Below are 24478 nucleotides of genomic sequence, written 5' to 3' on the forward strand. Positions count from 1 at the left end.
GATCAAGCCTCACGTGGATGGGAAATGAAAGTGTTGAGCGCGGCAAGCTGGCGATCCAGCCCTTGCAGCCGCGCCAGTGTTCCGGGGTCGTCTGCCCACGCGACAAGGGCGGCAAGCGTGTCGGCAATCAGGAATGCCGGGGTCATGGCATGTAGAAAACTGGCACTGCCGGTGGGCACGATCAGCGCGATCCCTTGCGCCGCAACAAGGGGCGACAAGCGCGAATCGGTCACAGCGATAATCTGTACGTTGCGCGCTTGCGCCTGCAACGTCGCCTCAACCACAGCGCGGGTATAGGGGGCGACTCCGCAGACAAACAGCACATCATCGCTGCCCGCATGCCACAAGGCATCCAGCCCGGTGCCGCCGACCCCGTCCAGCAAATGCGCGCGATCCGTGATCAGCGACAAGGCGTAATGCAGATGCCACGCGACGGCATGACTGGAGCGAAGACCCAGCACATAGATACGGCGCGCGCGGGTCATGGCGTCAGCGGCCTGACACAGCGCACCCTGCATCTCGGTCGAGGTCATGCCTGCGATCTGTGCCTGCGCGTGCATCAGCAGCGCCTGTGCCGCGCTGTCCGGGTTGTCGGTATGAAGCGGCAAACGGCCATCGGCCTGCTGCGCAAGTCCGGAAGGGGCATGGCGCAGGGCGGTCGCGTGTTCGGCGCGCAGGGCATCATACCCGTTATAGCCCAGCGCCTGCGCCAGCCGCGTCATGGTTGCAGGCTGCACCCCGGCCTTGCGCGCCTGCTCGCGCATCGACACCAGCGCGACATCACGCGGATGAGCCGCAATCCAGCGCGCCGCCTGCTGCATCCGGGCAGGCAGGTCATCAAAGCGCGCGGCGAGGATCCTGGAAAAGGTTTCTGTCATGCGGCCAATGCGTAGCACTGCCGGTTGAATTTTGCAACATTTGAATCTATCTGCGATACATATGTTGCGTAGGCTACAATGCCGTTCCCCGCATCGGCAACACCTCGTCCAGCGCGTCAAAGGCGACACCATTGGCCAGCAGGCACATGCGTCCGTCGGGCATGGTCACTGTGATTGTCCAGCGCGCACTGTCGTTTGCTGCGAACACTTCCATTACGGCGCGGCCCGCAAGACCTATGGCGCGGCGGGTTTGGTCCTGCGCGGTCAGCATATCCAGCACTGTATCGCGCGCCCCGCATTGTAGCGTTTGCGCAGAAAGAGGCGGCGCGCAGGTGGCGAGGATAAGGGCGAGAGCAGAGCAGGATTTGCGCATGGCTTGAAACCTATTGGCTGAGGGCGGGCTGTCCGACCAGTCTGACGCACACAGGCAAAAACACAGTAAACACAGCGCGCGGCCCATGTTAGCGCGCAACAATGCAAGAAATTGCTGCAATGCAGCGGATCAGCTCTTGCCATTTGTGACCGGAAATGATGCACACCCGACATAAAGTTGCGAGGATTGCCCCATGGATACGCGCCCGTTTCGTTCGGTTCTCTACATTCCCGGCTCTAAGGAGCGCGCTTTGGAAAAGGCAACGGGACTGGCCGCTGATGCGATCATCTTCGATCTGGAAGATGCTGTCGCCATTGACGAGAAAGCACGCGCGCGGGGCTTGCTGGCCGAAACGCTGCAAAGCCATGACTATGGCACACGCGCAAAACTCGTGCGGATCAATGCGCTGTCATCCGATTGGGGACATGATGATCTGGACGTGATCGCCGCCGCCCGGCCAGAGGCAATCTTGCTGCCCAAGGTCGATACCGCCGCGCATATCGAAGCACTGGCGCGCCTATTGGATGCGCGGCCCGAAACCGCAGACACCCGCATCTGGGCCATGATGGAATCGCCGCTTGGGGTTTTAAACGCCCATGCAATCGCCTGCGCGCCAAGAATGGCGGGGTTCATCATGGGCACGAATGATCTGGCCAAAGACATGGGCTGCCGCTTTCGGCCCGACCGCCTGCCCCTGATGATCTCGCTGCAATTGCCGCTGCTTGCCGCAAAGGCCGTAGGAATTGTGGCGATTGACGGGGTCTATAATGCGTTCAAGGACGATGCGGGTTTGCGTCTGGAATGCGAACAGGGCCGCGATATGGGCTTTGATGGCAAGACGCTGATCCACCCTGCGCAACTGGCTGTGACGAACGAGGTCTTTGCCCCGTCAGAGCAGGATATTGATCTGGCGCGCCGCCAGATCGAGGCTTTTGACGCAGCCACACAGCGTGGCGAAGGCGTTGCGGTTGTGGATGGCAAGATCGTTGAAAATCTGCATATTGTGACTGCACAGCAAATCCTTGCAAAGGCACAGGCCATTGCAGACCTGACGGAGTAGCCACAATGGGAACGAGTCTTCTGATCCTCGGGGTCGCACTATGGGCGGGGGCGCATTTTTTCAAACGACTGGCCCCTGAAAAGCGGGCCGAGATAGGCGAGGCGGGCAAGGGCGCAGTTGCCATAGCGCTGCTGATCTCGATCGTGCTGATGGTGATCGGCTACCGGATGGCAGAGCCGGTCTGGCTGTGGATCGCCCCGTTCTGGATGGTGCATGTCAACAATCTGCTGTTGTTTATTGCGTTCTACCTCTTTGCCGTATCGGGTCTGAAAACCAATCTGCACCGCCGCATCCGCCACCCGCAACTGTCGGGTTTCAAGGCATGGGCGGTGGGCCATTTGCTGGTGGTCGGCACAGTCCAGGGGTTGATCCTGTTTGGCGGGTTGCTGGCGTGGGCGGTGGTCTCGGTGATCGTGATCAACCGCGCCAACCGCGACTGGGCACGCCCCCCCGAAGCGCCGATGTGGAAAGAAGGCGTGGCCGTTGTCGGGGCGCTGTTTTTGATGCTGGTTGTCGGGCAGATACATGGCTGGATCGGCCCCTGGCCCTTTGGAGGAGCATGATGCGCGCGTATCGTCTTTTGACCGCCGAGGATACATCGGGCTTTTGCCACAAGGTGACAGAGGCGCTTGCGAATGGCTGGGAGCTGTATGGCGGACCTGCTTATGCGCATGACCCGATCAGCGGGCAGATGCGCTGCGCGCAAGCCGTGGTGAAGGATACAGATGTAGCCTATTCGCCCGAGCTGAAGCTCGGAAGCCTATAGAGTCAGGGGGCTGCCGCCCCCACCAGCCCCAAAGAGGGGGCTGGTTCCCCCGCGAGTATTTTTGACAAGAAAATGAGGCTGGACATGAGCAAGACGACAGCGGGGCGGTTTTTCGAGGATTACCATATCGGGCAACAAATCGTGCATGCTGTGCCGCGCACAGTTTCGGGGGGGGAGCGCGCGCTGTATCATGCGCTCTATCCGGCGCGCACGGCGCTTTATTCCTCGGACGACTTTGCGCGCGCGTGCGGGTTGCCACAAAGCCCGGTGGATGATCTGATCGGGTTTCATATCGTCTTTGGCAAGACCGTGCCTGATATCAGTCTGAATGCAGTGGCCAATCTGGGCTATGCCGAGGGGCGTTTTCATGCGCCGGTCTATCCGGGCGACAGTTTGCGCAGCCACTCGGAAGTGATCGGGTTGAAGCAAAATTCCAATGGCAAATCCGGGGTTGTCTGGGTGCGCACCCGCGGCGAGAACCAACGCGGCGCGCGGGTTCTGGACTATGTGCGCTGGGTGATGGTGCGCAAGCGTGACCCTGATGCAACGGCACCCGAAACGGTTGTGCCCGATTTGGCAGCTGTGGTGGCGCCGGACACGCTGGTGGTGCCCCAAGGCCTGAATTTCTCAGATCATGATTTCGCGCTGTCAGGCGAGCCGCATCGCTGGGGTGATTATGCCATTGGCGAGCGGATCGACCATGTCGATGGCGTGACAGTGGAAGAGGCCGAGCATATGCTGGCCACGCGGCTGTGGCAGAATACATCGAAAGTCCATTTCGATGGCACCCGGCGCGCGGATGGCAAGCGCCTGATTTACGGGGGGCATGTGATCTCGATGGCGCGGGCCTTGTCGTTCAACGGGTTGGCCAATGCCCATATGATCTCGGCGATCAACGCAGGCAGCCATGCCAATCCGTGTTTCTCTGGCGATACGATCCGGGCCTGGTCTGAAGTGCTCGACCGCGCCGAGACCCGTGCGCCGGGGGTGGGCGCGCTGCGCTTGCGGCTGGTGGCCAGCAAGGGCGCGTGCGATGTGCTGAAAACAGATGACGGCAAGTATCACCCCGATGTGTTGCTGGATCTGGATTACTGGGTCTTGATGCCGATCTAGGCGGGCGGGCAAGCAGGTTCAGGTTAGACCTGCCTTGACCGATTCCCCCGTCGATGATCCAAGGCGCAAGGGTTTCGGGCCCGCGGCGGTAACTTGGGCTTTTGTGATCACTTAATTCAAACGTGTGATCACAAATTGCAAAAATGACTCGAATTTGTTACCGACCTGCGCAAACATCCGGGTGTTTCCCACCTGAGCGCGTGACATTTGCGTGAAAACCAGTATGTGAAACACAGATAGAGATTGGCTGCCATTCCGCAGCCTTGTCAGAGCAAAGGAAGCCTTGCATGGCCGACGTGAACCGGGGCAATCGCCCGTTATCCCCGCATCTGCAGATTTACCGCTTGCCCTTGGCGGGGATCACTTCGATCCTGAACCGCATCACGGGCGTCGGAATGACGCTGGCCGCGATCCTGATTGTGTGGTGGTTTGCGGCGGGTGCGTTCAGCGCTGCGTATTTCGAGTTTGTGGACGGGCTGCTGACATCCATTCTGGGGCATCTGATCCTGATCGGGTCACTGGCCGCGTTGTGGTATCATATGCTCAACTCCATGCGTCACCTGATCTGGGACACAGGCAGGATGATGGATATCGAGAGTGTCGAGAAATCCAGCTATGTGGTGTTCGCAGGCACAGCGGTGCTGACGCTTTTGACCATTATCATCGTCTGAGGAGGCAGAACCCATGGGATACAAGACTGATTACGCCCGCGTGCACGGATCTGGCGCAGCAGGCGAAGGTTCGCACCACTGGTGGTCACAGCGTGTAACTTCGGTTGCCCTGATTCCGCTGACGCTGCTGTTCATCTTTCCGTTTGGTCGCGCCTTGGGCGGCGGGCATGAGGCGTTTGTCGCCACCTATTCCAACCTGTGGCATGCACTTGTTGCAATATTGTTTATCATTGCGGCATTTTCGCACCTGCAACAGGGTTTGCAAACGGTGATCGAAGACTACGTCCCCAACAAGGCGTCGCGCACAGCCGCCCTTTTGGCGAATACGCTGCTGTCATGGGCGCTCGGAGTGGCGGGTGTTCTCTCGGTTGCAACTGTGCTGTTCAGCGCTTGAGGAAAAGAAATGTCTGCATACAAGATTGAAGAACATACTTATGACGTTGTCGTTGTCGGCGCGGGTGGTGCTGGCTTGCGCGCGACCCTCGGCATGGCCGAGCAAGGGCTGAAGACCGCCTGTGTAACCAAAGTTTTCCCGACCCGCTCGCACACTGTGGCGGCACAGGGGGGCATTGCTGCCAGCCTTGGGAATATGGGGCCGGACAGCTGGCAGTGGCATATGTACGATACGGTCAAAGGCTCTGACTGGCTGGGCGACACGGATGCGATGGAGTATCTGGCCCGCGAAGCGCCCAAGGCGGTGTATGAGCTGGAACATTACGGCGTGCCCTTCTCGCGCACCGAAGAGGGCAAAATCTACCAACGGCCCTTTGGCGGGCACACCACTGAATATGGCGAAGGCCCGCCCGTACAGCGCACCTGTGCCGCCGCTGACCGCACCGGTCACGCGATGTTGCACACGCTTTATGGCCAGTCGGTCAAGCAAAAGGCCGAGTTCTACATCGAGTATTTCGCCACAGATCTGATCATGTCGGAAGATGGCGTGTGTCAGGGCGTTTTGGCATGGAAACTGGATGACGGCACGCTGCATCTGTTCAGCGCCAAGATGGTGGTGCTGGCAACGGGCGGCTATGGCCGCGCCTATTTCAGCGCGACATCGGCGCATACATGCACCGGCGATGGCAATGGCATGGCGGCACGCGCAGGCCTACCGTTGCAGGATATGGAATTCGTGCAATTCCACCCCACTGGCATTTATGGCGCAGGTTGCCTGATTACCGAAGGGGCGCGTGGCGAAGGTGGCTATCTGACCAATTCAGAGGGCGAGCGTTTCATGGAACGCTACGCGCCCACTTATAAGGATCTGGCCAGCCGAGATGTCGTGTCGCGGTGCATGACGATGGAAATCCGCGAGGGGCGCGGCGTGGGGCCAAACAAGGACCATATCCACCTGCACCTGAACCACCTGCCGCCTGAGACGCTGCATCTGCGCCTGCCGGGCATCTCGGAATCGGCGCGGGTGTTTGCAGGTGTTGACGTGAACAAGGAACCGATCCCGGTTCTGCCAACTGTGCATTACAACATGGGCGGCATCCCGACCAACTATTGGGGCGAGGTGCTGAATGCAGATAGCAAGAACCCCGACCGTATCGCGCCCGGCCTGATGGCTGTGGGCGAGGCGGCCTGTGCCTCGGTGCATGGGGCGAACCGGCTTGGGTCTAACAGCCTGATCGACCTTGTGGTGTTTGGACGTGCAGCCGCCATTCGTGCGGGGCAAGTGGTTGACCCGAAAGCGGCCAACCCAACACTGAACAAAGCAAGCGTGGACAAGGCGCTGGAGCGGTTCGAGCATTTCCGCAACCTCAATGGTGCAATCCCAACTGCCGAGCTGCGCCTTGAAATGCAAAAAACGATGCAGGATGATGCCGCTGTGTTCCGCACGGACAAGACATTGGCCGAAGGCTGCGCCAAGATGAAGGCTGTCGCGGGCAAGATGGCGGATGTTAAGGTCACGGACCGGTCGCTGATCTGGAACACCGACCTGATGGAAACCCTGGAGTTGGACAACCTGATGCCCTGCGCGCTGACAACTGTGGTCAGTGCAGAGGCGCGCAAGGAAAGCCGCGGCGCGCATGCGCATGAAGATTACCCAGACCGCGATGACGTAAACTGGCGCAAGCACTCATTGGCCTGGGCGACAGGTGCAGAGGTGCGGCTGGATTTCAGGCCTGTCGTCACAACCCCGCTGACCGCCGAGGCAGATGGCGGGATCGACATGAAAAAGATCGCCCCAAAGGCGCGCGTCTATTGATCCGGTTTGCCGCAATCGGGGCGCTGCTGGCGCTGGCCTCTTGCGCTGATGTGCAAGACCAGTTGGCCCGCGACGCGGCACGCAGTGCCGTGCGCCCTGCCCTTGCGGAGAACTTTCCCGGCGTGCCGCTGGAAGCTGCCAGCGATTGCGTGATCAACAACGCCAGCGCAAGCGAATTGACGCGGCTTGCGCTGGCGGCGGGGCAACCCAATGTCAGCCCCCAGACCAATGCGCTGGTGGTCGAAATCGCCACGCGACCCGAAACGATTAGATGTCTAGCCACAGACGGGCTCGCCCCGTTCCTGCTTTAAGGAGGCACTCATGGTCCAACTGACCCTGCCCAAGAACAGCCAGATGCGTACAGGCAAGACCTGGCCGAAGCCCGAAGGGGCCAAGAACCTGCGCAAGTTCCAGATCTACCGCTGGAGCCCGGATGACGGGGAAAACCCCCGCGTTGACACATATTTTGTCGACATGGACACATGCGGCCCGATGGTTCTGGACGCGCTGATCAAGATCAAGAGCGAGATTGACCCGACGCTGACCTTCCGCCGCTCTTGCCGCGAGGGGATTTGCGGGTCATGCGCCATGAATATCGACGGCGGCAACAAGCTGGCCTGTATTTTTGGCATGGATGAGGTCAAGGGCGATGTCAAAATCTACCCCCTGCCCCATATGCCCGTGGTCAAGGATCTGGTGCCGGACCTGACGCATTTCTATGCGCAGCACGCCAGCATCAAGCCGTGGCTTGAAACAGAATCGAACACGCCCGCCAAGGAATGGCGCCAGTCGATCGAGGACCGCGAGAAACTCGACGGGCTGTATGAATGCGTGATGTGCGCCTGCTGCTCGACTGCTTGCCCCAGCTACTGGTGGAATGGGGATCGCTACCTCGGCCCCGCAGCGCTGCTGCACGCTTATCGCTGGATCATCGATTCCCGCGACGAGGCAACAGGCGAGCGCCTGGACGATCTGCATGACCCGTTCAAGCTGTATCGCTGCCACACGATCATGAACTGCACCAAGACCTGTCCAAAGGGTCTGAACCCTGCCAAGGCCATCGCCGAAATCAAGAAAAAGATGGTCGAACGGGTGCTCTGACCCCAGCTTGCTCCATTGGCGCCCTGATTTTGTCAGGGTGCCAAGCAAGTTTTGGGGCATGTCAGATCATACCGATTTCAATCCGCGTTTTATTCGAGTGGACCCTGCGCCTGCCGCACGGCCCCAAAACGACACATACACCTCGTTTTTCGAGGTTAACTGGGCTGATTTTCTGGACTTGCACCATATGCATCCCGGCGCGTTGACGTTGGTCGCCATAATACTGTTACGGTCATTGAGAAACCTGCTCTCGCCACGGCGCAAACCTTCGAAGCCCCATATGGTTACGAGGCGCGCTGGTTGTCGTTGGAAACGCGCACCGGGCAGGCGAAAGACAAGCGTCGTCCGGTTCATCTGCCTTGAATGCAGTGTTGATGCCTTTTCTCAAAACGCCACTCCCCCGGTTACCTGTCAGAGGTTTAGGCGCGCGACACAGTTGTGAGCAGGCATTTTGGCAATTGCCACAAGCCGACACTTGCCATGCGACAAATCGTGACTGGAAAAGCACCCCTTTTGATGCATGTTAGGGACATGCGCGAACGGCCTGTCGATATTTATGCTCTGCGTGTCCTGTTGGCGTTTGCCATTACAGGGCTAGCGCTCGTAGGGGTCGGAATGGCGCGAACCGAGGCGTTGCCAAAGCCGTACCGCATTCCCCCACCTCCGAAGTTTGAACTGTCCCTCAGCGCCGATGAACAGGCCTTCGTCTTCAGTGGTCAGGTGGATTTTGGCCTGACCGAAGCTTTGCGCGGGCTGGTCGCGGCACATCCGCAGATCAAACACATGATTCTGGACAGTGCAGGTGGCTACATTGCTGAAGCGCGGGGCGTCGTCACAGTGCTGCGCGCACATGAGATTTCGACGCATGTTGACGGGCATTGCGCATCGGCCTGCGCGCTGATCTTCGCGGGCGGCACCGCCCGCTCTATCGCACCAGAGGGGCGCATCGGGCTGCACGGCTATGCACTGCTGCGAGAACAACATTTCGGTATGATCGACCCTGAAGTTGAAATGCAGCGCGATCTGGCGATTTACCGCGCACAGTCGATTGACGAGCAGTTTGTCCTGCGATTGGCGACACTGCCCCAAGTACCAATGTGGTATCCCGATCATGCCGAGCTGCGCGCGGCGGGGATGGTGACAATACCTTGACCTCGCGCCCCTCACACCCCACTACTATAATATGATCTTGGTACTTGGCCTTTTGATCGTTTTCGCGCTGATCCTCGTCGCGCAACCATGGAAACGTCGTGATTGCCGCTGGCGGCAGGATGCACGCAAACTGGCTGATGGGCGCGTGCTGTTCACCTGTGTTGCTTGTGGTGCGGAATTGGCCCTGCCCAAAGGGCGCGAGCCTAAACACTGCCTTGCCGGAGAGAACTGATGTCCAAACCCCCGAAGGATGCCGAGGCGCGTCGCGCGGTTTCGCCCGTGATCTGCTACCCGAGTGACACCCTGCGCCGCCCCCCGATGGAGCAATACCGCGCCGCGCGTCTTGGCGCGACCGAGACAGGACGCGTTGTCATCCCGCCGCGCGATGCGCGCTGTTTCTATGTCACCGCAGGCAGTTTCTTTCGTATCTCTTGCCCAGAGGGGCCGCAAGTCGGCGACCTCAATCTGTTCGAGGCGCGCAATCATGAGGAACATTTCTATTCGGGCAAAACCCGCGCCCTGCATGGCAGCCATATTCGCACCGGCAACAGGCTGTGGTCCTGCCTGCCCTATCTGCGCCCCATGGCCACCGTGCTGGACGACACCCTTGACTGGTATGGCGTGGATGAGCATGGCGGCCGCGTGCATGATGTGATCGGCACGCGCTGTGACCCCTACACCCACCATTTGCTGAGCGGACAGGATTACCACCACACCTGCCATTCCAACCTGACCCGCGCTTTGGCCGAAGAACTGAACAAACCCCTGCATGAGGCCGAAGCCTTGGTGCATGATGTGCTCAATGTCTTCATGTGCACAGGCTTTACACATGATACCGGCCAGTATTTCATGAAGGCCAGCCCTGCACGCAAAGGCGATTATATCGAATTCTTCGCCGAGATTGACCTGCTGGGTGTGCTGTCCGCCTGTCCGGGGGGCGATTGCGGGGCCGAGCATTCGTCGGACAGCGCACAATGCCACCCGTTGGAGGTGACAATCCATGCGCCCCCCGCAGGCTCGCTCGATGGCTGGTACAGCCCGTCGAACAACCGGTATTCGCGCAGGCATGCGCCGAACTGACCCGCGCGCGCAAGACATATTGACCAGCCGGAGTTTCCGCTACATACGAGCAGCATGACAGAGCTCGCAAACATCCGCAATTTCTCGATCGTGGCGCATATCGACCACGGTAAATCCACCCTTGCTGACCGGTTGATCCAATCAACCGGCACAGTGTCCGACCGCGATATGAAAGAGCAGATGCTCGACGCGATGGATATTGAGCGCGAGCGTGGGATCACCATCAAGGCCAATACCGTGCGCATCGACTATGTTGCGAATAACGGGCAAGCCTATGTGCTGAACCTGATCGACACGCCGGGCCATGTGGATTTCGCCTATGAAGTCTCGCGCTCGATGCGGGCGGTCGAAGGCTCGCTTCTGGTGGTCGACGCCTCCCAAGGGGTTGAGGCGCAGACCTTGGCCAATGTCTACACCGCGCTCGATGCCAATCACGAAATCGTGCCGGTCCTCAACAAGATCGACCTGCCCGCAGCCGAGCCGGAACAGGTGCGCCAGCAGATCGAGGATGTGATCGGGCTGGACGCGTCCGACGCTGTGCTGATCTCTGCCAAATCCGGCCTTGGCATTCCAGACGTGCTGGAAGCCATTGTCCACCGCCTGCCCCCGCCTGTGGGCGAGCGTAACGCGCCCCTGAAGGCAATGCTGGTCGACAGTTGGTATGACGCCTATCTGGGCGTGGTCGTGCTGATCCGCGTCATGGACGGGGTCATCCGCAAGGGTGACAACATCAAGATGATGCAGACCGGCGCGAAATACGGGGTCGACAAGCTGTCGGTGCTGAAACCGGCGATGGTGGATGTGGCGGAACTTGGTCCGGGCGAGATTGGCGTGTTCACTGCGTCCATCAAACAGGTGCGCGACACCCGCGTGGGCGACACGATCACGCATGAGAAGAAGGGCTGCGAAACGCCGCTACCGGGGTTCAAACCTTCGGTGCCGGTGGTGTTCTGTGGCCTGTTCCCTGTGGATAGCGCCGAATTTGACGACATGCGCAACGCCATTGAAAAACTGGCGCTGAATGACGCGTCCTTCACCTATGAGATGGAAAGCTCGGCCGCGCTTGGTTTCGGGTTCCGCTGCGGCTTTTTGGGGCTGCTGCATCTGGAAGTGATCCGCGACCGGTTGGAGCGTGAATATGGCATCGACCTGATCACCACCGCCCCGTCAGTTGTGTATCATATCCATATGCGCGACGGCTCGGTGACGGAATTGCACAACCCTGCCGATCTGCCCGACCTGACCCATGTCGACCATGTACAGGAACCGCGCATCAAGGCCACGATCCTTGTGCCGGATGACTACTTGGGCGATGTGCTGAAACTGTGTCAGGACCGGCGCGGCATCCAGCAGGAACTGACCTATGCGGGCAGCCGTGCGATGGTGGTCTATGACCTGCCGCTGAACGAGGTGGTGTTCGACTTCTACGACCGCCTGAAATCCATCACCAAGGGCTATGCGTCGTTCGATTATGAAATCACCGGCTACCGGCAGGACAATCTGGTCAAGATGCAGGTGCTTGTGAATGACGAACCTGTGGATGCGCTGTCGATGATGGTGCACCGCGACCGTGCCGAAGGGCGCGGGCGCTTGATGTGCGAAAAGCTGAAAGAGCTGATCCCGCGGCACATGTTCAAAATCCCGATTCAGGCGGCCATCGGCGGCAAGGTCATCGCGCGTGAGACATTGGCGGCGTTACGCAAGGATGTGACGGCGAAATGCTACGGCGGCGACGTGTCGCGCAAGCGCAAGCTGCTGGACAAGCAAAAGGCCGGTAAGAAGAAGATGCGCCAGTTCGGGAAGGTGGAGATTCCGCAGCAGGCGTTTATAAGCGCGCTGAAGATGGATGGGTGAGGACCGGCCCTCGGCCTTGGCCGAGGGAGAAAACGCTCCGGGGGAGCGTTTTGAGGTCCGAACGCCCGGAGCGCAAGCGGAGGGCTGGCACGATGCCATACTTTCCTCTACTATTTCTTACGTTTACTAATGTTATTGATCAAGGATGATTGATTGAGCTTAGAGCGCGAACGAAGAGAGCTACTCATACCAATCAGCATTGATCAGAACTCTTGAGCCCAGTCGCGGGTTCCAATGGAGGTGATTGTGTCGGGCATGCTGACCAATTTGTTCCAAGCCTTGCAGCAATGATCTACGATGTCTTCATAGGTTTCGAAGATGAGGTTTGATAGCCAGTTGTCTCGCATGAATTGCCAGATGTTTTCGACTGGATTGAGTTCTGGGCATTTTGCGGGGATCGGGATGATGGTGATGTTGTCCGGAATGACCAGCTTGTCAGTCATGTGCCATGCGGCTTGATCCACGAGCACAGCCCCATGTGCTTTGGGTGCGACAGTTTGGGAGATTTCAGCAAGATGCAGGGCCATCGCTTCGGTATTGCACGCTGGCAGCACAAGACCTGCAGCTTTCCCGAGGGCTGGGCAAATCGCTCCAAAGATGTAGCTTGAACTCGTGCGCTGATCATGTGGGGCGGAAGGTCGCGTACCGCGCTTCGCCCATCGGCGCGTGATCTTGTTTTTCTGGCCGACACGCGCTTCATCTTGGAACCAGACTTCGATCACAGTGCCTTGCAGGAGCCGTGCGCGGAGCTTTGCTACTGCGGCTGCAAACCCTTTTTTTTAAAGTCCTCCAGTGCGGCTGTATCTTGCGCGTGATGGCGCGGGCGTGCTGTGAGTTTGACATAACCAAGCGCCCTGAGTTCCCGGCTTATCGACGTCTCGTGAAGTGAAATCCCAAATGTGTCTGCAATCCATTTCCTCAGATCACTCAGGCGCCAGCGGACGACCCCATGGACCGATAAGGTCGGACCGCTCTCAACAATTGCAGCAAGCGCCCTGCGCTGCTCATCGTTAAGCTTAGACTGCTGACCAGGAGCTTTGCCGTTGATCAAGCCGTCAGGCCCGCGGGCATTAAACCGCTCCACCCAGTCACGGACAATTTGTAGGCCAACACCACCAATCCGAGCAGCATCGCTGCGCCGACCGCCATCATAGATCTCCGCCAGCGCCAAAAGCCTGCGGGCTTGGTTGGCATCCTTTGTCTTTCGCGCAAGTTCTCTCAACTTCATGCCGTCGTAGTCTGTCCGTAACGCGAGCGCTGCGCCCATAGAGAGGCCCTCCCCAGAAAATCTGACGCCATTGAGTCAGATCTTCATAGATTTGGGAATCCCAAAACCCTCAGAAGAGTCAGATTTCGCGAGACTTGGTATCAGGCTTTCTGTTTCCCTTCTCGACACCCAGTTGGCGAGACAGAAAGAGGATTTGCGGAATTTTAGAAACCAAGCTGCATTTTGCGCTGCAATTAACACCTTAATTGCAAGCATATTTTCTAGTTTTTTATCCCAACTTGACTGGAAAGTTTCTTACATAGGAAGTTTTCTCTCCCTCCCAGTTTCATTGTGGTTTGTTTTGTTTCTTATTTCCGGATCACTGATACACACTATCCTTATCATTATTGCATTTGAGAAGGGCACGTTTGACTTGAACACTGATTATATACTTCATCAGGTCAAGGGGAAGAAGGGTCTCGAAGAAACACTGCAACATCTCGCGGAAAATGGTTCGCTATTCTTCGATGCCAACGAAGTCATCATTGGTCGCACAAGAAGCAGACTTGTCTACGCTTTACTTTTTGCGTTTGCACAAATCCCCGCTTGGTTGTTTTATATCGTATCAGCTATTTAGGAGGCATCGCGTGAGCGAGAAAGAAACGAAACCAGCTACACCAGTCCCTTCCGCAGGAAGAACGACGATTAGAGGTGTCAACAAGGACGATAACGGTAGCCCCACTCCGGCCCAAAAGCCACAGAAGAAATAGGGTGCGTAGGTCCTTGTAAGGCTTTGTGAAAACCGTGCGCCACCCGGCCGTGGTGCGGCGATCCGCGCTTGAAGCTGTGGCGCTTTATGCCAGACACATCCGCGAAAGATCAGAGCTTCGCACACGCGGCAGCCAAATCGCCGTGCCGGGGGACGGCCCGGCGATGCGCGGCGGCGCGTCGCGCCTTGACTCCGCGCCCCTTTGTTTCAACTGACCGCAAAACCAGCATGCGCCATAAGGCGCACCGACAGAGAGGCAGGGGAAACGCGCAAATCACGCCACCCGAACGGCCCCAGCACACTCAAATGTAAAGGAAAGTGGTGGGCGACCCAGGAATCGAACCTGGCGTGGGTCTCCCCGGCGGAGTTACAGTCCGATGGGATGGGCTTCTAACACCCCCTTGTAAGCACTCAAAACCCTTGCAAAACAACGATATTTAGTCCTATATATCCGCCGTGGCTTCTAGGCTTTTCTTGCTTATTTGCTTACAAATTGCTTACAAACGGGCGGATATCATGGGCGACAATCGGAAAAAACTGACCAAGACCAGCGTGGCGGATATCACGCCGATCGAGGGTAAGACGATCATCATATGGGATACTGAAACGCGCGGTTTCGGGCTTCGCGTCTCAAGTGGCGGGGCCAAGTCATACATCCTGCAACGCCGTATCGGGAAGAAAGAGCGGCGCATGACCATTGGTCGCGCAGGCGACATGACGCTGGACAAGGCGCGCAAGGAAGCCGCCAAGCTGGTCGCGCAGATCGTGGACGGGATCGACCCTGTGCAGGAACAAGAGCGCCAAGCCGTTCAAGCCCTGACCCTAGGCGCAGCGTTTGAAAACTACATCGCAGCGCCAGTGCAGAAACAGGGGGCGTCCAGAGGCAAGGCGCGCAAGCCGCGCACTGTCCGGGATATCCGTTTGCAGATGATGCGTTTCAAGGATTGGCTGGAACTGCCAATTAAAGACATTACCGAAGATATGGTGAAGGCGCGTCACAAGAAGATTGCCGAGGTCTCACCCGCGCAGGCGAATCTGGCGTTTCGTTACCTTCGCGCCTGTCTCAATTTTGCCATTGCCGACAGCGACCCGCGCAATCCGGCGCTGACCCATAACCCTGTTGACCGTCTTAATCGAACGAACACATGGGCCAATGTGGAAGCCGCAAAGGGCCATGTTCCTGCTGACCGTCTCGCAGACTTCGTGCAGGCCGTGCAGACAGGGCTGGTGGGCTTGCGTCATGAGCACGAACACCGTGACGCGATCCTGTTCATGCTGCTGACGGGCGCGCGTCATGCCGAAGTCATGGGCGATGGCAAATCAGGCTATGAGCCGTTGAAGTGGTCGCAGGTTGATCTGGACGCCGCGACCGTGTTTTTCCCTGAGCCGAAAAACCGCCAGCCCTTCACCGTGCATCTGTCTCGACAGGTGGTCGAACTGCTACGCCAGCGCAAAAAGATCAGCGGCAAGCGGCGCTATGTTTTCGGCAATGCCAAGGGCGATGTGGTCGAGGATATCCGCAGCGCATATGCGCGTCTTGAAAAGGCGATGGGGTTTCGCGTTACATCGCATGATCTGAGACGATCCTACACCACAGCGGCCAGCAAGTGCTGCAACGCATATGTGTTGAAGGCGCTGGTCAATCATATCAGCGGGGGCGATGTGACCGCCGGATATGTCCAGATCGAGGAGACCGATATCAGACAGGCCGCGCAGGCCGTTGCAGACTTCATTTTGTCACCTGCCCGGATCGTGCCGATCGACAACGTGGTGAAGCTGGAAGGGGCGCGGGCGTGATGATATCGGAAGATACTGCAATCGAATTGCTAGAGACCCTTTTCGAGAGCGAGGAGCTTAATACTATTTTTTCCAACGATGAATACAAACCGGGGTTCGATTCTTTTCTTTTTTGGAAAGTATGCAAAATAAAAGACAATGATGGAATTTTTGCGATGGATGCGGAAATCGAAGGATTTTTGGCAAGTTACGCTAGAAAAAATCAGGTCCCTTCGCGATTTGTGTGGGTTGCTGGTGGGCGGCGGATTGAATCTTCTACCAGATATTGTGGTCACAACATAAGGCGCGTCTGTCGCGGAGACCTCAAATATCGCAGCGTCAGACGCGCCGAGCCTGTTGAGCTGCGGCAGTTTTTTTGGATAGGGTGAAGCTTCCTGAAACCAGCGGATGAGGAGGCATTCATGGGTCCCGAGACAAGTTTGTTCACGACAGCTCTTGGCCTGCAGGCTCCGTGGAGTGTCACGGACGTACGTTTTGACGCCAAACTCAAAGAGATCCACTTTGACGTCCGCTTCAAGGCGGGAAGTCGATTTGCTTGTCCCTCCTGTGGCGCGCCCGATCAGCCCGTCCATGACACGCGATCCAGGATCTGGGAACACCTGCGTTTTTTTCGAGCACAAGGCTTTCATCCATGCCGATGTGCCACGTGTTGCTTGCAGCCAATGTAGCAAGACCGGACAGGTTCCGGTCCCCTGGGCGCGCAGTGGCAGCGGTTTCAGTCAGTTGTTTGAAGCCTTTGTGATTGCGCTGGTGCGACAGATGCCGGTGAAGGCTGTTGCTGATATGCTTGATGTTGGTGACGATCGCCTCTGGCGGGTTCTTGACCATTACGTGTCGTCAGCGCGAGATCGCGAAGACTTCAGCGCCGTGACCGCCCTTGGGATTGACGAGACAGCTGCGCGCCGCGGGCATAATTACATCACCCTATTTCACGACCTTCTGGCCGGCAGGCTTCTCTTTGCCTGTGAAGGACGTGATGCAAAGACTGTGGCGGCTTTCGGTGAAGATCTGCGCGCCCATGGCGGTGATCCCGATGCCATCTCCGCTGCCTGTATCGATATGAGTAGGGCCTACATTTCTGGCGTCGCAAAGCATCTGCCGAACGCGGATGTTACCTTCGACCCATTCCATGTCATCCAACTGGCCAATGTGGCGCTTGAAGAGGTTCGCCGCGCCGAAGTACGCAGCAGACCTGAGTTGAAACACAGCCGCTGGATGTGGCTCAAGGACAAGAAGAGATGGACGAAGCGGCAGATCACACAGCATCATGATCTATCTCGGATGCACCTGAAAACAGGACGCGCGTTTCGCTTGAAAGAGGCTTTGCGCGACATCTTTGCTGAAGCCGAGTCCAAGGCAGAGGCCGAAGAACGGCTTACCGCCTGGTTTCAATGGGCGCGCCGCAGCAGGCTGCCAGCATTCAAGAAACTCGCTCTGACACTCAAGGCGCACTGGGATGGTATACTTAACGGTTTTGACAGCGATCTGAGCAACGGCGCTGTCGAAGCCATCAACGGCCTCATTCAGGCCGCAAAGGCTCGGGCGCGCGGGTATCGCAAAACCCGCAACCTCATCAACATGTCATACCTCATCGCAGGCAATCTCACCCACTTACCAGCGTCACCCTACCGCACAACATCTTGTGCCACAGGCAAATGAACGGAAACCAAGCCACCCACACAAACCGCGAAATAGCCACATTCCCTAACTTGCTCTCATGGCTAACCAATGAGGGCTTAACATGCACACACATGCAAACTTGCTGAACTCGACCGCAGAAATCACCCAAACGACCACCACCGTCCCTGTCTTGTGGGATCAGAAGCAGACCGCCGAATATCTTGGCGTCTCGCATAAATGGTTAGAACGCGACCGATGGATAGGCGCGACTATTCCCTACATCAAAGTCGGACGTGGCGTCCGTTACCGCGCTGCTGATGTTGTCGCCTATGTTGAGGCCAATTCGATCGAGGTGGCGTGATGGATAGTGTCACCAGACTGCCAACCGCGTCCGAAACCTATTTCACTGTGCGCAAGTCGCGTCATGGCTTTGATATTGTCATGGCAACGCCCGCAGGATCGAAAACACTTCGCACGGTAATAGGTCGCGCGGGCGATCCGATTACCGCAGAAACAGAAGCGCGCAGGATTGCCGAAATCCAGAAACGCCCGTTCAAGCGGGGGCGCGCGTCATGAACTGGCAACGCGAATTCACCCGCCCATTGATGGGACGTTGCACAGGCCATAGCGCCGCGCTGGTGCAGTTGCTTTGCGACCGCGCCGAGGATCACCCCGATCTGGCAAGGCACCTGCTGGCCGGTCTGGATGATCTGCAACGGGCTTGCGATCTGGATATGACCGGAACGCCAGAACCCGCGATCATTCAAAAATAAACCCGCCCGCGATTGGCGCGCGAGCGGGGAAAGATACTAAAACGGTCTGGGCAGATCATGGGGTATCATAGCACCGTTGCGCGCCTTGGGCAATAATTCCGAGGCATAAGATGGCAGATGCACAGAAGATCACACTCGACCTGGCTGGTCGATGGCATGGCGCATATGGCAGCGCAGCTTGCCCTTGTTGTCAGCCCGAACGGCGGCGCGATCAGACCGCGCTAACCCTCACAGATGGCACCGATGGGCGCTTGCTGCTGCATTGCAAAAAGAACGGTTGCAGCTTTCGCGATATACTTGCAGCGGCGGGCATTGCACCGGGCAGCTATGCACCGCCTGACCCGGCGACCATAGCGCAACGGGAAGCCGAGCGCAGGGCCGAAATCAACAAGAGGTCACAACAGGCGCGCGCGCTATGGGATGAGGCTTCACCGATCAGCGGAACGCTTGCCGAGCGATACCTACGCGGGCGCGGGATCAGTTGCACCATGCCTGACAGCCTTCGCTTTCATGGTGACTGCTGGCATGGGCCGACCGCGCGGCGATATCCTGCAATGGTCGCACTTGTGGGAGGGGGCGCGGGCTACTCCGTGCATCGCACATTTCTTGACCCGGACGGATACGGGAAAGCAAAAATCGACCCGGACAAGATGATGTTGGGATGCACGCGCGGCGGCGCTGTAAGGCTCACACTGGCGCAAGGGCCGCTTGTCGTAAGCGAGGGGATCGAGACGGGCCTAAGCCTTGCCAGCGGCCTGCTACGCGCGCCCGCGACCATATGGGCGGCATTGTCCACCAGCGGGATGCGCGCCTTGCGCCTTCCCTCGTCACCGGGCCGGATCACGATTGCCACCGATGGCGATGACGCGGGCCATGCTGCTGGTCACGAACTCGCACAACGCGCGCATGGTCTGGGCTGGAAGTGCAGCATTTTGCCCGCGCCGCAGGGCCGCGATTGGAATGATATTTTGATGAAACGGAGTGTCGCGGCATGAACATTGACGCACATGCACAAGAGTATAAACCCGCAGCGGCGTTTCAATTCGTGCCCGTTGCCGATCTGAAATATCGCGCGCCTGAATACATCATCGGCGAACTGATCGAGACTGACACCCTAGGCTTGATGTTTGGCGATCCGGGTTGCGGAAAGTCTTTTCTGGCAGTGGACATTGCCTTGTCAGTTGCCACAGGCACCCCGTTTCATGGCCGCGACACTAGGCAAGGATCAGTGTTTTTCATAGCTGGTGAAGGCCATAACGGGCTTGCACGGCGCTTTGCAGCTTGGAGCCAAGCGCGCGGCGTGCCTTTGCATGGTGTGCCTTTGTTCAAGTCGGAACGGGCCGCACAATTCCTTGACGGTGCAAGCGCAAAGGCCGTTGCCGATGCGGTAGCAGGATTGACCGCGCAGCACGGATCACCCGCCCTGATAATCATCGACACGCTGGCAAGAAACTTTGGGGCAGGTGACGAAAACAACACCAGCGACATGAGCGAATTTGTCGTGGCAGTTGATGACCTGAAAGCACGCTTTCCGGGCTGTTCTGTTCTGATCGTGCACCATTCTGGACATGCAGAAAAGCAAAGGGCGCGCGGCGCGATGGCACTGAAGGGGGCGCTTGATTGCGAATATCGAGTGGAAAAAGAAGGTCACGCCATGAAGCTGGTCAATACCAAGATGAAAGACGCAGAGCCACCGCAGGACGTTTATTTCAGCTTCAAGCAAGTTGACCTTGACGGGATAGCCAAGAGCGCGGTTCTGGAAGCCACCGAGGCACCAGAGCGGCAACACAAGCTGACACCCGCCCAAAGGCTGGCACAGGAAACATACGTCACCGCAGCGGCGCAAAATGGCGTTTGGGATGATGGGGGCTTTCGTGGCGTGCATGTCGATAAATGGCGAGATGCATTCTATTCAAGGCACACCGGCGATAGCGCAGATGCGAAGCGCAAAGCATTTCAGCGCGTCCGGCGTGATCTGGTCGATGCTCAATTCATGACGGCCACCGATGACGTTTATCTGATCCGCGATGCAGGGCTTCACATGGCGATCATGATGCAGCGGGACATGCGGGACACAGCGGGACAAAATGAAAAATGTCCCGGTGCAGAAGCGGGAAAGAGCGGGACATGCGGGACAAATGCCTAAGGCATGTCCCGTGTCCCGTCCCGACTGGGGGCAAATTTGATGAAAAGAGCGGGACATGCGGGACATTGCAGAATTTGGGGGGGGGCATATCCAGCCGCAGAAATCGCACTTTTTCGGGCCGCTACCCTCGACCGCTTTGCAAAATTCGCACTTTCTGGTCATCATCGGATCATAAATCCGCCGTTAAGGTCACATAAGTAACTGTTAGAAAATGACTTTGCTTTGATGATCGTCTAACGTGTAAGCAATCAGTAAGCAGATGCGCCGGATATATGCCCAAACTAGACACCATTCCAGACAAGTTTGCAGCGGGATACCTTGACCGCCTGGACGGGCGTAGCAGGGTCGCAGTTGATATGCGCGCGCGTTGGCAGGCGATGACCGATGACCTCGGTGGTGCTGACCAGTTGTCCTATGCGCAACGCAGTCTGGTCGAGCGCGCGTTATGGTTAGAGCATTGGCTACACATTCAAGAGCAAGCCCTTGCCGATGGCGACCATGCCAGCTTTGACGCCGGACGCTGGACGCAAGCCGTCAATGCCCTTCAAGGCATCCTCGTTAAGCTGGGCTTGGAGCGCAGACAGAAGGACGTGACCAGCCTGCAAAGCTACATCGCCGGGCGGGCCGCGTCATGATGCTGGTGACAGTCAGACCCGGCCCTGTTCTGCATATCTGGCGTGACGGGATCGAGGTTGCGCAGGTGACGCTATCCAGCACAGCGGCGCTTGCCCTGCTGGCCGATCTTGCGACAGCGATCAGGGGGGCGTCATGACGGTCACGATCCGCGATGCGATGTGCGACCCGCAGCTATTTGGAGATGTATTCGGGGCCGATAGTTTCGCGGCATGGCGGGCGCTATTGTCCGGGTTTTATGGCCTGCACTTGTCCGATGATGAGGCCGCTACCTTCAAGAGCCTCACAGCGCGCACAGAAGCCCCACAGGGGCCATTCTCGGAACTATGGCTGGTGGTGGGCAGGCGCGGCGGAAAGTCCCATGCAGCGGCTTTGCTGGCATTGTTTCAGGCCGTGTTTCAGGATCACCGCGACAAGCTATCGCCCGGCGAAATCGCCACCACGTTGGTATTAGCCGCCGATCGACCGCAGGCACGATCTGCCATGCGCTACATCGCGGGCTTATGCGAGCACCCGATGATCCGCCCGATGGTCAAACGCCAGAACGAAACGACAATCGAATTCAGCAACCGAAGCTCGATCGAGATAGGAACGGCATCTTTCCGAAGTGTCCGGGGCTATACATTATCCGCAGTCATCGCTGACGAAATCGCCTTTTGGCACAGTGACGGTGCATCGCCTGACCGCGAAATCATTCAAGCGTTACGACCGGCCCTTGCTACCCTCGACGGGCGCTTGATTGCATTGTCATCGCCCTACGCAAAAAGGGGCGAACTTTGGCGAACATACAAGCGCAGTTTTGGCGATGATGCTGATACGCGCGTTCTGGTCGCGCAGGCACCTACGCTGACTATGAACCCGACACTTGATCCGGCCATAGTTGAGCGGGCAAAGCGCGATGATCTGGAAGCGGCGCGTGCTGAATATGAAGCGCAATTCCGCAGTGACATATCCAGCTTTCTTGACACGGATCAGATCGAGCGCGCGACCCGGCGCAAGCCGTTGGAGCTTATGCCGTCATCGCGTCATCGTTATTTTGCGTTCTGCGATCCAGCGGGCGGGGGCGCGGATGAATTCACCCTGGCAATCGGTCATCGTGAAGGCGACACGGTTGTGGTCGATCTTGTGCGTGGGCGGCATGGAAGCCCTGCCGAGATCGTCAAGGAATATGCCGATGTGTTGCGGCGCTTTGACATTGGCACGATTCACGGCGACCGATACGCGGGCCGATGGCCGCGCGATGAATTCATGCGCTGGGGGATCAAATATCAGACTTCAGACTTGGATCGTTCTGGCCTGTATTTGGAACTTTTGGCGCGGTTGAATTCGGGGTCGGTTGAATTGCCACCTTGTGACAGATTGCAGCGCCAGCTTATCGGGCTTGAACGCCGCACCAGTCGCAGCGGGCGCGATACGATCGACCATGCGCCGGGAAGCCATGACGACCGGGCAAACTCGATTGCGGGGCTGGTGGTTCACGCCAAGCGGCGGCAGGGATCGATCAGAATTCTTGAGATTCCGGGGTGTTAAAAATGAGGTATATACAATGACCGAAAAACCCGAAGAATATGACGTTGAAGGGCTGTTGCGCAAAAACGCGGAATTGCTAAACGAAGTGAAGGAGCTAAAGGCCAAGCTGGCAGATGCGCAGGGCGCGGAAGCGGCGGCGCTACAGGCGGTAAGTGATGCACAGGCCACCGTGCGCAAGGTCACGCTTGAGACGCCGCTAGAGGGCGCTTTGGGGGGCTGTTTTGTGGCACCTTGGCGCGTTGTCCGGCCATTGCTGGATGAGCATTTCACTTTCGACATGGGCGCTGATGGCGTGTCCGAGATCAAGACGCTATCGGGCGAGGTTGTGGCGCTGGATGGCCTGATGCAGCACGTCCAGACCATTCCAGACTTGGCCGCGATGTTGCGACCGCCAAGCGGCGGCGGCGCGTCTGGGGGCAACAATGCGGGCCGCGTGGTGCGCAGCGAGGAAAAGCCCGAACCCAAGCCGAAGGTTGCCAGCCCGTTCGGGATACGGTAATATGATACCGCGCGATGCAGGCCGCTTGTGGTGGTTGTGTGTTGGGCATCTTGTCGCTGTGCGACACCGTTCTGGCCTTGTGGGTCTGACGTTCAATCCCTGAAAATTGAATGGAGGCCGCTATGGCTGTTACACGCTTGGGCGATGTTATCGTGCCCGAAGAATTCACCGCTTACACCGTGCAAAACACGATGGAGGCAAACGCGCTGGTGCAGTCTGGCATTGTCACGCGCAATGCTGCGATTGAAGGCCAGCTTACCGCAGGAGCGGATTCGTTCACTGTGCCGTTCTGGAATGATCTGGCCGATGATGAAGCCAATATTGCCAATGATGACCCGGACGTGATTGCAACGCCGCGCAAACTGACAGCGGAAAAGCAGATCGTGCGGAAATCGTTTCTGCACAATTCATGGTCTGCAATGAACTTGGCCAGCGAACTTGCGGGCGCAGATGCGCTGACCCGCATTCAGGATCGAGCGTCTGCATACTGGTCACGCCAGACACAGCGGCGCTTGATTGCCAGCTTGAACGGCATCCTGGCCGATAACATTGCAACCGATTCGGGCGACATGGTGCTGGACGTTACCGCGCTGACCGCCCCGTCTTCGTCATTTGGCGCGGAAGCGGTAATTGATGCGGCGGGAACGCTTGGCGACCAGATGGGCAATGTTGCAGGCATTGCGGTGCATTCCGACATTTACCGCAAGATGCTGAAACTTGATCTTGTGGAATTCATCCCTGACAGCACTGGCCGCATGTTTGCGACCTATCGCGGGATGGCCGTTGTCATGGATGACCTTATGCCCAAAGTTGGCGATGACTACACCACCGCGCTATTCGCGCCGGGGGCCGTGGGTTGGGGCATTACCGCGCCAAACATTGCCGATGGCACCGAGATCGAAAACAAGCCGGGTGCAGGCAACGGCGGCGGGCAACAGATTTTGCACAGCCGCGTTAATCTTTCCGTGCACCCGTCCGGTTTCGCATGGGCAGAAGATACGGTTGCGGATGAAAGCCCGACGATTGCCGAACTGGCGCTTGCGGCAAACTGGCGGCGCGTTGTCGAGCGCAAGGCGGTTGGTCTGGCGTTTCTCAAGTCCAAGTTGTGATGAGTTGGGGCAGGTTGCGCCCGTGGTTTCGAGGGTAGCGCCACGAAGCAACCCGGTTAGTCAGTGAGTGCGAAAACCCTGACAGGCGCGGTGGGCGCTGATTACCTTTCGCCCGCGTGGCGTCATATGGGGCGGGCT

29 protein-coding genes and 1 pseudogene are annotated in these 24478 nt (G+C 58.0%); 27 read left to right on the plus strand and 3 right to left on the minus strand.

What is annotated here, in order from left to right:
- Positions 1-2 precede the first annotated feature (2 nt).
- Both BD293_RS10545 and BD293_RS10550 read right to left on the minus strand, forming a co-directional pair.
- Complete coding sequence (locus tag BD293_RS10545; protein ID WP_142081501.1) at positions 3-878, minus strand: MurR/RpiR family transcriptional regulator; 876 nt, start codon at positions 876-878, stop codon at positions 3-5.
- Between the two features lie 73 nt (positions 879-951).
- Positions 952-1251 (minus strand): hypothetical protein, encoded by a 300-nt coding sequence (locus BD293_RS10550; protein ID WP_142081502.1) that lies wholly within the window; start codon positions 1249-1251, stop codon positions 952-954.
- Positions 1252-1444: 193 nt separating this feature from the next.
- On the opposite strand from BD293_RS10550, the gene BD293_RS10555 reads away from it, so the two are divergent.
- The 13 genes from BD293_RS10555 (at position 1445) to lepA (ending at position 12257) form a co-directional block, all read left to right on the plus strand.
- Positions 1445-2311, plus strand: coding sequence for an HpcH/HpaI aldolase/citrate lyase family protein (locus BD293_RS10555; protein WP_142081504.1), 867 nt, complete (start codon positions 1445-1447; stop codon positions 2309-2311).
- Positions 2312-2316: 5 nt separating this feature from the next.
- On the plus strand, positions 2317-2874 hold the full coding sequence (locus BD293_RS10560; RefSeq protein WP_142081506.1) for an NnrU family protein: 558 nt from the start codon (positions 2317-2319) through the stop codon (positions 2872-2874).
- Positions 2871-3077, plus strand: coding sequence for a DUF1737 domain-containing protein (locus tag BD293_RS10565; RefSeq protein WP_170207107.1), 207 nt, complete (start codon positions 2871-2873; stop codon positions 3075-3077). The genes BD293_RS10560 and BD293_RS10565 overlap by 4 nt, the downstream gene beginning before the upstream one ends.
- A gap of 84 nt (positions 3078-3161) precedes the next feature.
- Positions 3162-4190: a MaoC family dehydratase gene (locus tag BD293_RS10570; RefSeq protein WP_142081509.1), complete on the plus strand. Its 1029-nt coding sequence runs from the start codon at positions 3162-3164 to the stop codon at positions 4188-4190.
- Positions 4191-4477: 287 nt separating this feature from the next.
- Positions 4478-4861 carry a succinate dehydrogenase, cytochrome b556 subunit gene (sdhC, locus tag BD293_RS10575; protein ID WP_142081511.1) on the plus strand — a complete coding sequence of 128 codons (384 nt, stop codon included), beginning with the start codon at positions 4478-4480 and terminating at the stop codon, positions 4859-4861.
- A 13-nt stretch (positions 4862-4874) separates the two neighbouring features.
- The gene (gene sdhD / locus BD293_RS10580) at positions 4875-5255 is read left to right on the plus strand and encodes a succinate dehydrogenase, hydrophobic membrane anchor protein (protein ID WP_142081513.1); all 381 of its coding nucleotides are present in this window, start codon (positions 4875-4877) and stop codon (positions 5253-5255) included.
- Positions 5256-5264: 9 nt separating this feature from the next.
- Positions 5265-7070: a succinate dehydrogenase flavoprotein subunit gene (sdhA, locus tag BD293_RS10585; RefSeq protein WP_142081515.1), complete on the plus strand. Its 1806-nt coding sequence runs from the start codon at positions 5265-5267 to the stop codon at positions 7068-7070.
- Positions 7067-7381 (plus strand): hypothetical protein, encoded by a 315-nt coding sequence (locus BD293_RS10590; RefSeq protein ID WP_142081517.1) that lies wholly within the window; start codon positions 7067-7069, stop codon positions 7379-7381. The genes sdhA and BD293_RS10590 overlap by 4 nt, the downstream gene beginning before the upstream one ends.
- 10 nt (positions 7382-7391) lie before the next feature.
- Positions 7392-8171 (plus strand): succinate dehydrogenase iron-sulfur subunit, encoded by a 780-nt coding sequence (locus BD293_RS10595; protein WP_142081519.1) that lies wholly within the window; start codon positions 7392-7394, stop codon positions 8169-8171.
- A gap of 531 nt (positions 8172-8702) precedes the next feature.
- The gene (locus BD293_RS10600) at positions 8703-9323 is read left to right on the plus strand and encodes a hypothetical protein (RefSeq protein WP_142081520.1); all 621 of its coding nucleotides are present in this window, start codon (positions 8703-8705) and stop codon (positions 9321-9323) included.
- A gap of 31 nt (positions 9324-9354) precedes the next feature.
- Complete coding sequence (locus tag BD293_RS10605) at positions 9355-9555, plus strand: hypothetical protein (protein ID WP_170207108.1); 201 nt, start codon at positions 9355-9357, stop codon at positions 9553-9555.
- A complete protein-coding gene (locus BD293_RS10610) occupies positions 9555-10403 on the plus strand; it encodes an urea carboxylase-associated family protein (RefSeq protein ID WP_142081524.1) in 849 nt (282 codons plus the stop codon). The genes BD293_RS10605 and BD293_RS10610 overlap by 1 nt, the downstream gene beginning before the upstream one ends.
- A 54-nt stretch (positions 10404-10457) precedes the next feature.
- A complete protein-coding gene (gene lepA, locus BD293_RS10615) occupies positions 10458-12257 on the plus strand; it encodes a translation elongation factor 4 (RefSeq protein ID WP_142081526.1) in 1800 nt (599 codons plus the stop codon).
- 203 nt (positions 12258-12460) lie between these two features.
- On the opposite strand, the gene BD293_RS10620 is transcribed toward lepA, so the two are convergent.
- A protein-coding gene (locus tag BD293_RS10620; protein WP_142079576.1) for an IS630 family transposase occupies positions 12461-13524 on the minus strand; the annotation gives its coding sequence in 2 pieces (ribosomal slippage) (positions 12461-13036 and positions 13039-13524; 1062 coding nt in all).
- Between the two features lie 31 nt (positions 13525-13555).
- Here BD293_RS10620 and BD293_RS10625 point away from each other — a divergent pair.
- The 14 genes and pseudogenes from BD293_RS10625 (at position 13556) to BD293_RS10685 (ending at position 24340) form a co-directional block, all read left to right on the plus strand.
- A complete protein-coding gene (locus tag BD293_RS10625) occupies positions 13556-14101 on the plus strand; it encodes a hypothetical protein (protein WP_142081528.1) in 546 nt (181 codons plus the stop codon).
- A gap of 648 nt (positions 14102-14749) precedes the next feature.
- Entirely contained in the window at positions 14750-16030 is a 1281-nt protein-coding gene (locus BD293_RS10630) for a tyrosine-type recombinase/integrase (protein WP_142081530.1), read from the plus strand.
- A complete protein-coding gene (locus tag BD293_RS10635; RefSeq protein ID WP_142081532.1) occupies positions 16027-16398 on the plus strand; it encodes a hypothetical protein in 372 nt (123 codons plus the stop codon). The genes BD293_RS10630 and BD293_RS10635 overlap by 4 nt, the downstream gene beginning before the upstream one ends.
- Positions 16399-16431: 33 nt before the next feature.
- Positions 16432-17689, plus strand: a pseudogene (locus BD293_RS10640) (ISL3 family transposase).
- A gap of 82 nt (positions 17690-17771) precedes the next feature.
- A complete protein-coding gene (locus tag BD293_RS10645) occupies positions 17772-18011 on the plus strand; it encodes a helix-turn-helix domain-containing protein (protein WP_211841013.1) in 240 nt (79 codons plus the stop codon).
- Positions 18011-18226 (plus strand): hypothetical protein, encoded by a 216-nt coding sequence (locus BD293_RS10650; RefSeq protein WP_142081534.1) that lies wholly within the window; start codon positions 18011-18013, stop codon positions 18224-18226. The genes BD293_RS10645 and BD293_RS10650 overlap by 1 nt, the downstream gene beginning before the upstream one ends.
- Complete coding sequence (locus BD293_RS10655; protein WP_142081536.1) at positions 18223-18423, plus strand: hypothetical protein; 201 nt, start codon at positions 18223-18225, stop codon at positions 18421-18423. Before BD293_RS10650 ends, BD293_RS10655 begins: the two co-directional genes overlap by 4 nt.
- A gap of 110 nt (positions 18424-18533) precedes the next feature.
- Positions 18534-19418: a DUF7146 domain-containing protein gene (locus BD293_RS10660; protein WP_142081538.1), complete on the plus strand. Its 885-nt coding sequence runs from the start codon at positions 18534-18536 to the stop codon at positions 19416-19418.
- On the plus strand, positions 19415-20569 hold the full coding sequence (locus tag BD293_RS10665; protein WP_142081540.1) for a helicase RepA family protein: 1155 nt from the start codon (positions 19415-19417) through the stop codon (positions 20567-20569). The genes BD293_RS10660 and BD293_RS10665 overlap by 4 nt, the downstream gene beginning before the upstream one ends.
- Before the next feature lie 272 nt (positions 20570-20841).
- Positions 20842-21204, plus strand: a complete 363-nt coding sequence (locus BD293_RS10670; RefSeq protein WP_142081543.1) for a hypothetical protein — start codon at positions 20842-20844, stop codon at positions 21202-21204.
- A complete protein-coding gene (locus BD293_RS22690) occupies positions 21201-21341 on the plus strand; it encodes a hypothetical protein (protein ID WP_170207109.1) in 141 nt (46 codons plus the stop codon). Before BD293_RS10670 ends, BD293_RS22690 begins: the two co-directional genes overlap by 4 nt.
- Complete coding sequence (locus BD293_RS10675; protein ID WP_142081545.1) at positions 21338-22732, plus strand: hypothetical protein; 1395 nt, start codon at positions 21338-21340, stop codon at positions 22730-22732. Before BD293_RS22690 ends, BD293_RS10675 begins: the two co-directional genes overlap by 4 nt.
- A 16-nt stretch (positions 22733-22748) precedes the next feature.
- Positions 22749-23231: a hypothetical protein gene (locus BD293_RS10680; RefSeq protein ID WP_142081547.1), complete on the plus strand. Its 483-nt coding sequence runs from the start codon at positions 22749-22751 to the stop codon at positions 23229-23231.
- 122 nt (positions 23232-23353) lie between these two features.
- A complete protein-coding gene (locus tag BD293_RS10685; protein WP_142081549.1) occupies positions 23354-24340 on the plus strand; it encodes a major capsid protein in 987 nt (328 codons plus the stop codon).
- Positions 24341-24478 lie beyond the last annotated feature (138 nt).

This window comes from Roseinatronobacter monicus (genome assembly GCF_006716865.1).
Taxonomy (GTDB): Bacteria; Pseudomonadota; Alphaproteobacteria; order Rhodobacterales; family Rhodobacteraceae; genus Roseinatronobacter; species Roseinatronobacter monicus.

Excerpts from the sequence above, each read along its gene's own strand:
- sdhD (WP_142081513.1), top strand. The coding sequence starts at position 4,875 with ATGGGATACAAGACTGATTACGCCCGCGTGCACGGATCTGGCGCAGCA.
- BD293_RS10630 (WP_142081530.1), top strand. The coding sequence starts at position 14,750 with ATGGGCGACAATCGGAAAAAACTGACCAAGACCAGCGTGGCGGATATC.
- BD293_RS10555 (WP_142081504.1), top strand. The coding sequence starts at position 1,445 with ATGGATACGCGCCCGTTTCGTTCGGTTCTCTACATTCCCGGCTCTAAG.
- sdhC (WP_142081511.1), top strand. The coding sequence starts at position 4,478 with ATGGCCGACGTGAACCGGGGCAATCGCCCGTTATCCCCGCATCTGCAG.
- BD293_RS10675 (WP_142081545.1), top strand. The coding sequence starts at position 21,338 with ATGACGGTCACGATCCGCGATGCGATGTGCGACCCGCAGCTATTTGGA.
- BD293_RS10680 (WP_142081547.1), top strand. The coding sequence starts at position 22,749 with ATGACCGAAAAACCCGAAGAATATGACGTTGAAGGGCTGTTGCGCAAA.
- BD293_RS10685 (WP_142081549.1), top strand. The coding sequence starts at position 23,354 with ATGGCTGTTACACGCTTGGGCGATGTTATCGTGCCCGAAGAATTCACC.
- BD293_RS10545 (WP_142081501.1), bottom strand. The coding sequence starts at position 878 with ATGACAGAAACCTTTTCCAGGATCCTCGCCGCGCGCTTTGATGACCTG.
- BD293_RS10660 (WP_142081538.1), top strand. The coding sequence starts at position 18,534 with ATGGCAGATGCACAGAAGATCACACTCGACCTGGCTGGTCGATGGCAT.
- BD293_RS10665 (WP_142081540.1), top strand. The coding sequence starts at position 19,415 with ATGAACATTGACGCACATGCACAAGAGTATAAACCCGCAGCGGCGTTT.
- BD293_RS10655 (WP_142081536.1), top strand. The coding sequence starts at position 18,223 with ATGAACTGGCAACGCGAATTCACCCGCCCATTGATGGGACGTTGCACA.
- lepA (WP_142081526.1), top strand. The coding sequence starts at position 10,458 with ATGACAGAGCTCGCAAACATCCGCAATTTCTCGATCGTGGCGCATATC.
- sdhA (WP_142081515.1), top strand. The coding sequence starts at position 5,265 with ATGTCTGCATACAAGATTGAAGAACATACTTATGACGTTGTCGTTGTC.
- BD293_RS10595 (WP_142081519.1), top strand. The coding sequence starts at position 7,392 with ATGGTCCAACTGACCCTGCCCAAGAACAGCCAGATGCGTACAGGCAAG.
- BD293_RS22690 (WP_170207109.1), top strand. The coding sequence starts at position 21,201 with ATGATGCTGGTGACAGTCAGACCCGGCCCTGTTCTGCATATCTGGCGT.
- BD293_RS10605 (WP_170207108.1), top strand. The coding sequence starts at position 9,355 with ATGATCTTGGTACTTGGCCTTTTGATCGTTTTCGCGCTGATCCTCGTC.
- BD293_RS10645 (WP_211841013.1), top strand. The coding sequence starts at position 17,772 with ATGCACACACATGCAAACTTGCTGAACTCGACCGCAGAAATCACCCAA.
- BD293_RS10650 (WP_142081534.1), top strand. The coding sequence starts at position 18,011 with ATGGATAGTGTCACCAGACTGCCAACCGCGTCCGAAACCTATTTCACT.
- BD293_RS10550 (WP_142081502.1), bottom strand. The coding sequence starts at position 1,251 with ATGCGCAAATCCTGCTCTGCTCTCGCCCTTATCCTCGCCACCTGCGCG.
- BD293_RS10560 (WP_142081506.1), top strand. The coding sequence starts at position 2,317 with ATGGGAACGAGTCTTCTGATCCTCGGGGTCGCACTATGGGCGGGGGCG.
- BD293_RS10610 (WP_142081524.1), top strand. The coding sequence starts at position 9,555 with ATGTCCAAACCCCCGAAGGATGCCGAGGCGCGTCGCGCGGTTTCGCCC.
- BD293_RS10570 (WP_142081509.1), top strand. The coding sequence starts at position 3,162 with ATGAGCAAGACGACAGCGGGGCGGTTTTTCGAGGATTACCATATCGGG.
- BD293_RS10600 (WP_142081520.1), top strand. The coding sequence starts at position 8,703 with ATGCGCGAACGGCCTGTCGATATTTATGCTCTGCGTGTCCTGTTGGCG.
- BD293_RS10565 (WP_170207107.1), top strand. The coding sequence starts at position 2,871 with ATGATGCGCGCGTATCGTCTTTTGACCGCCGAGGATACATCGGGCTTT.
- BD293_RS10670 (WP_142081543.1), top strand. The coding sequence starts at position 20,842 with ATGCCCAAACTAGACACCATTCCAGACAAGTTTGCAGCGGGATACCTT.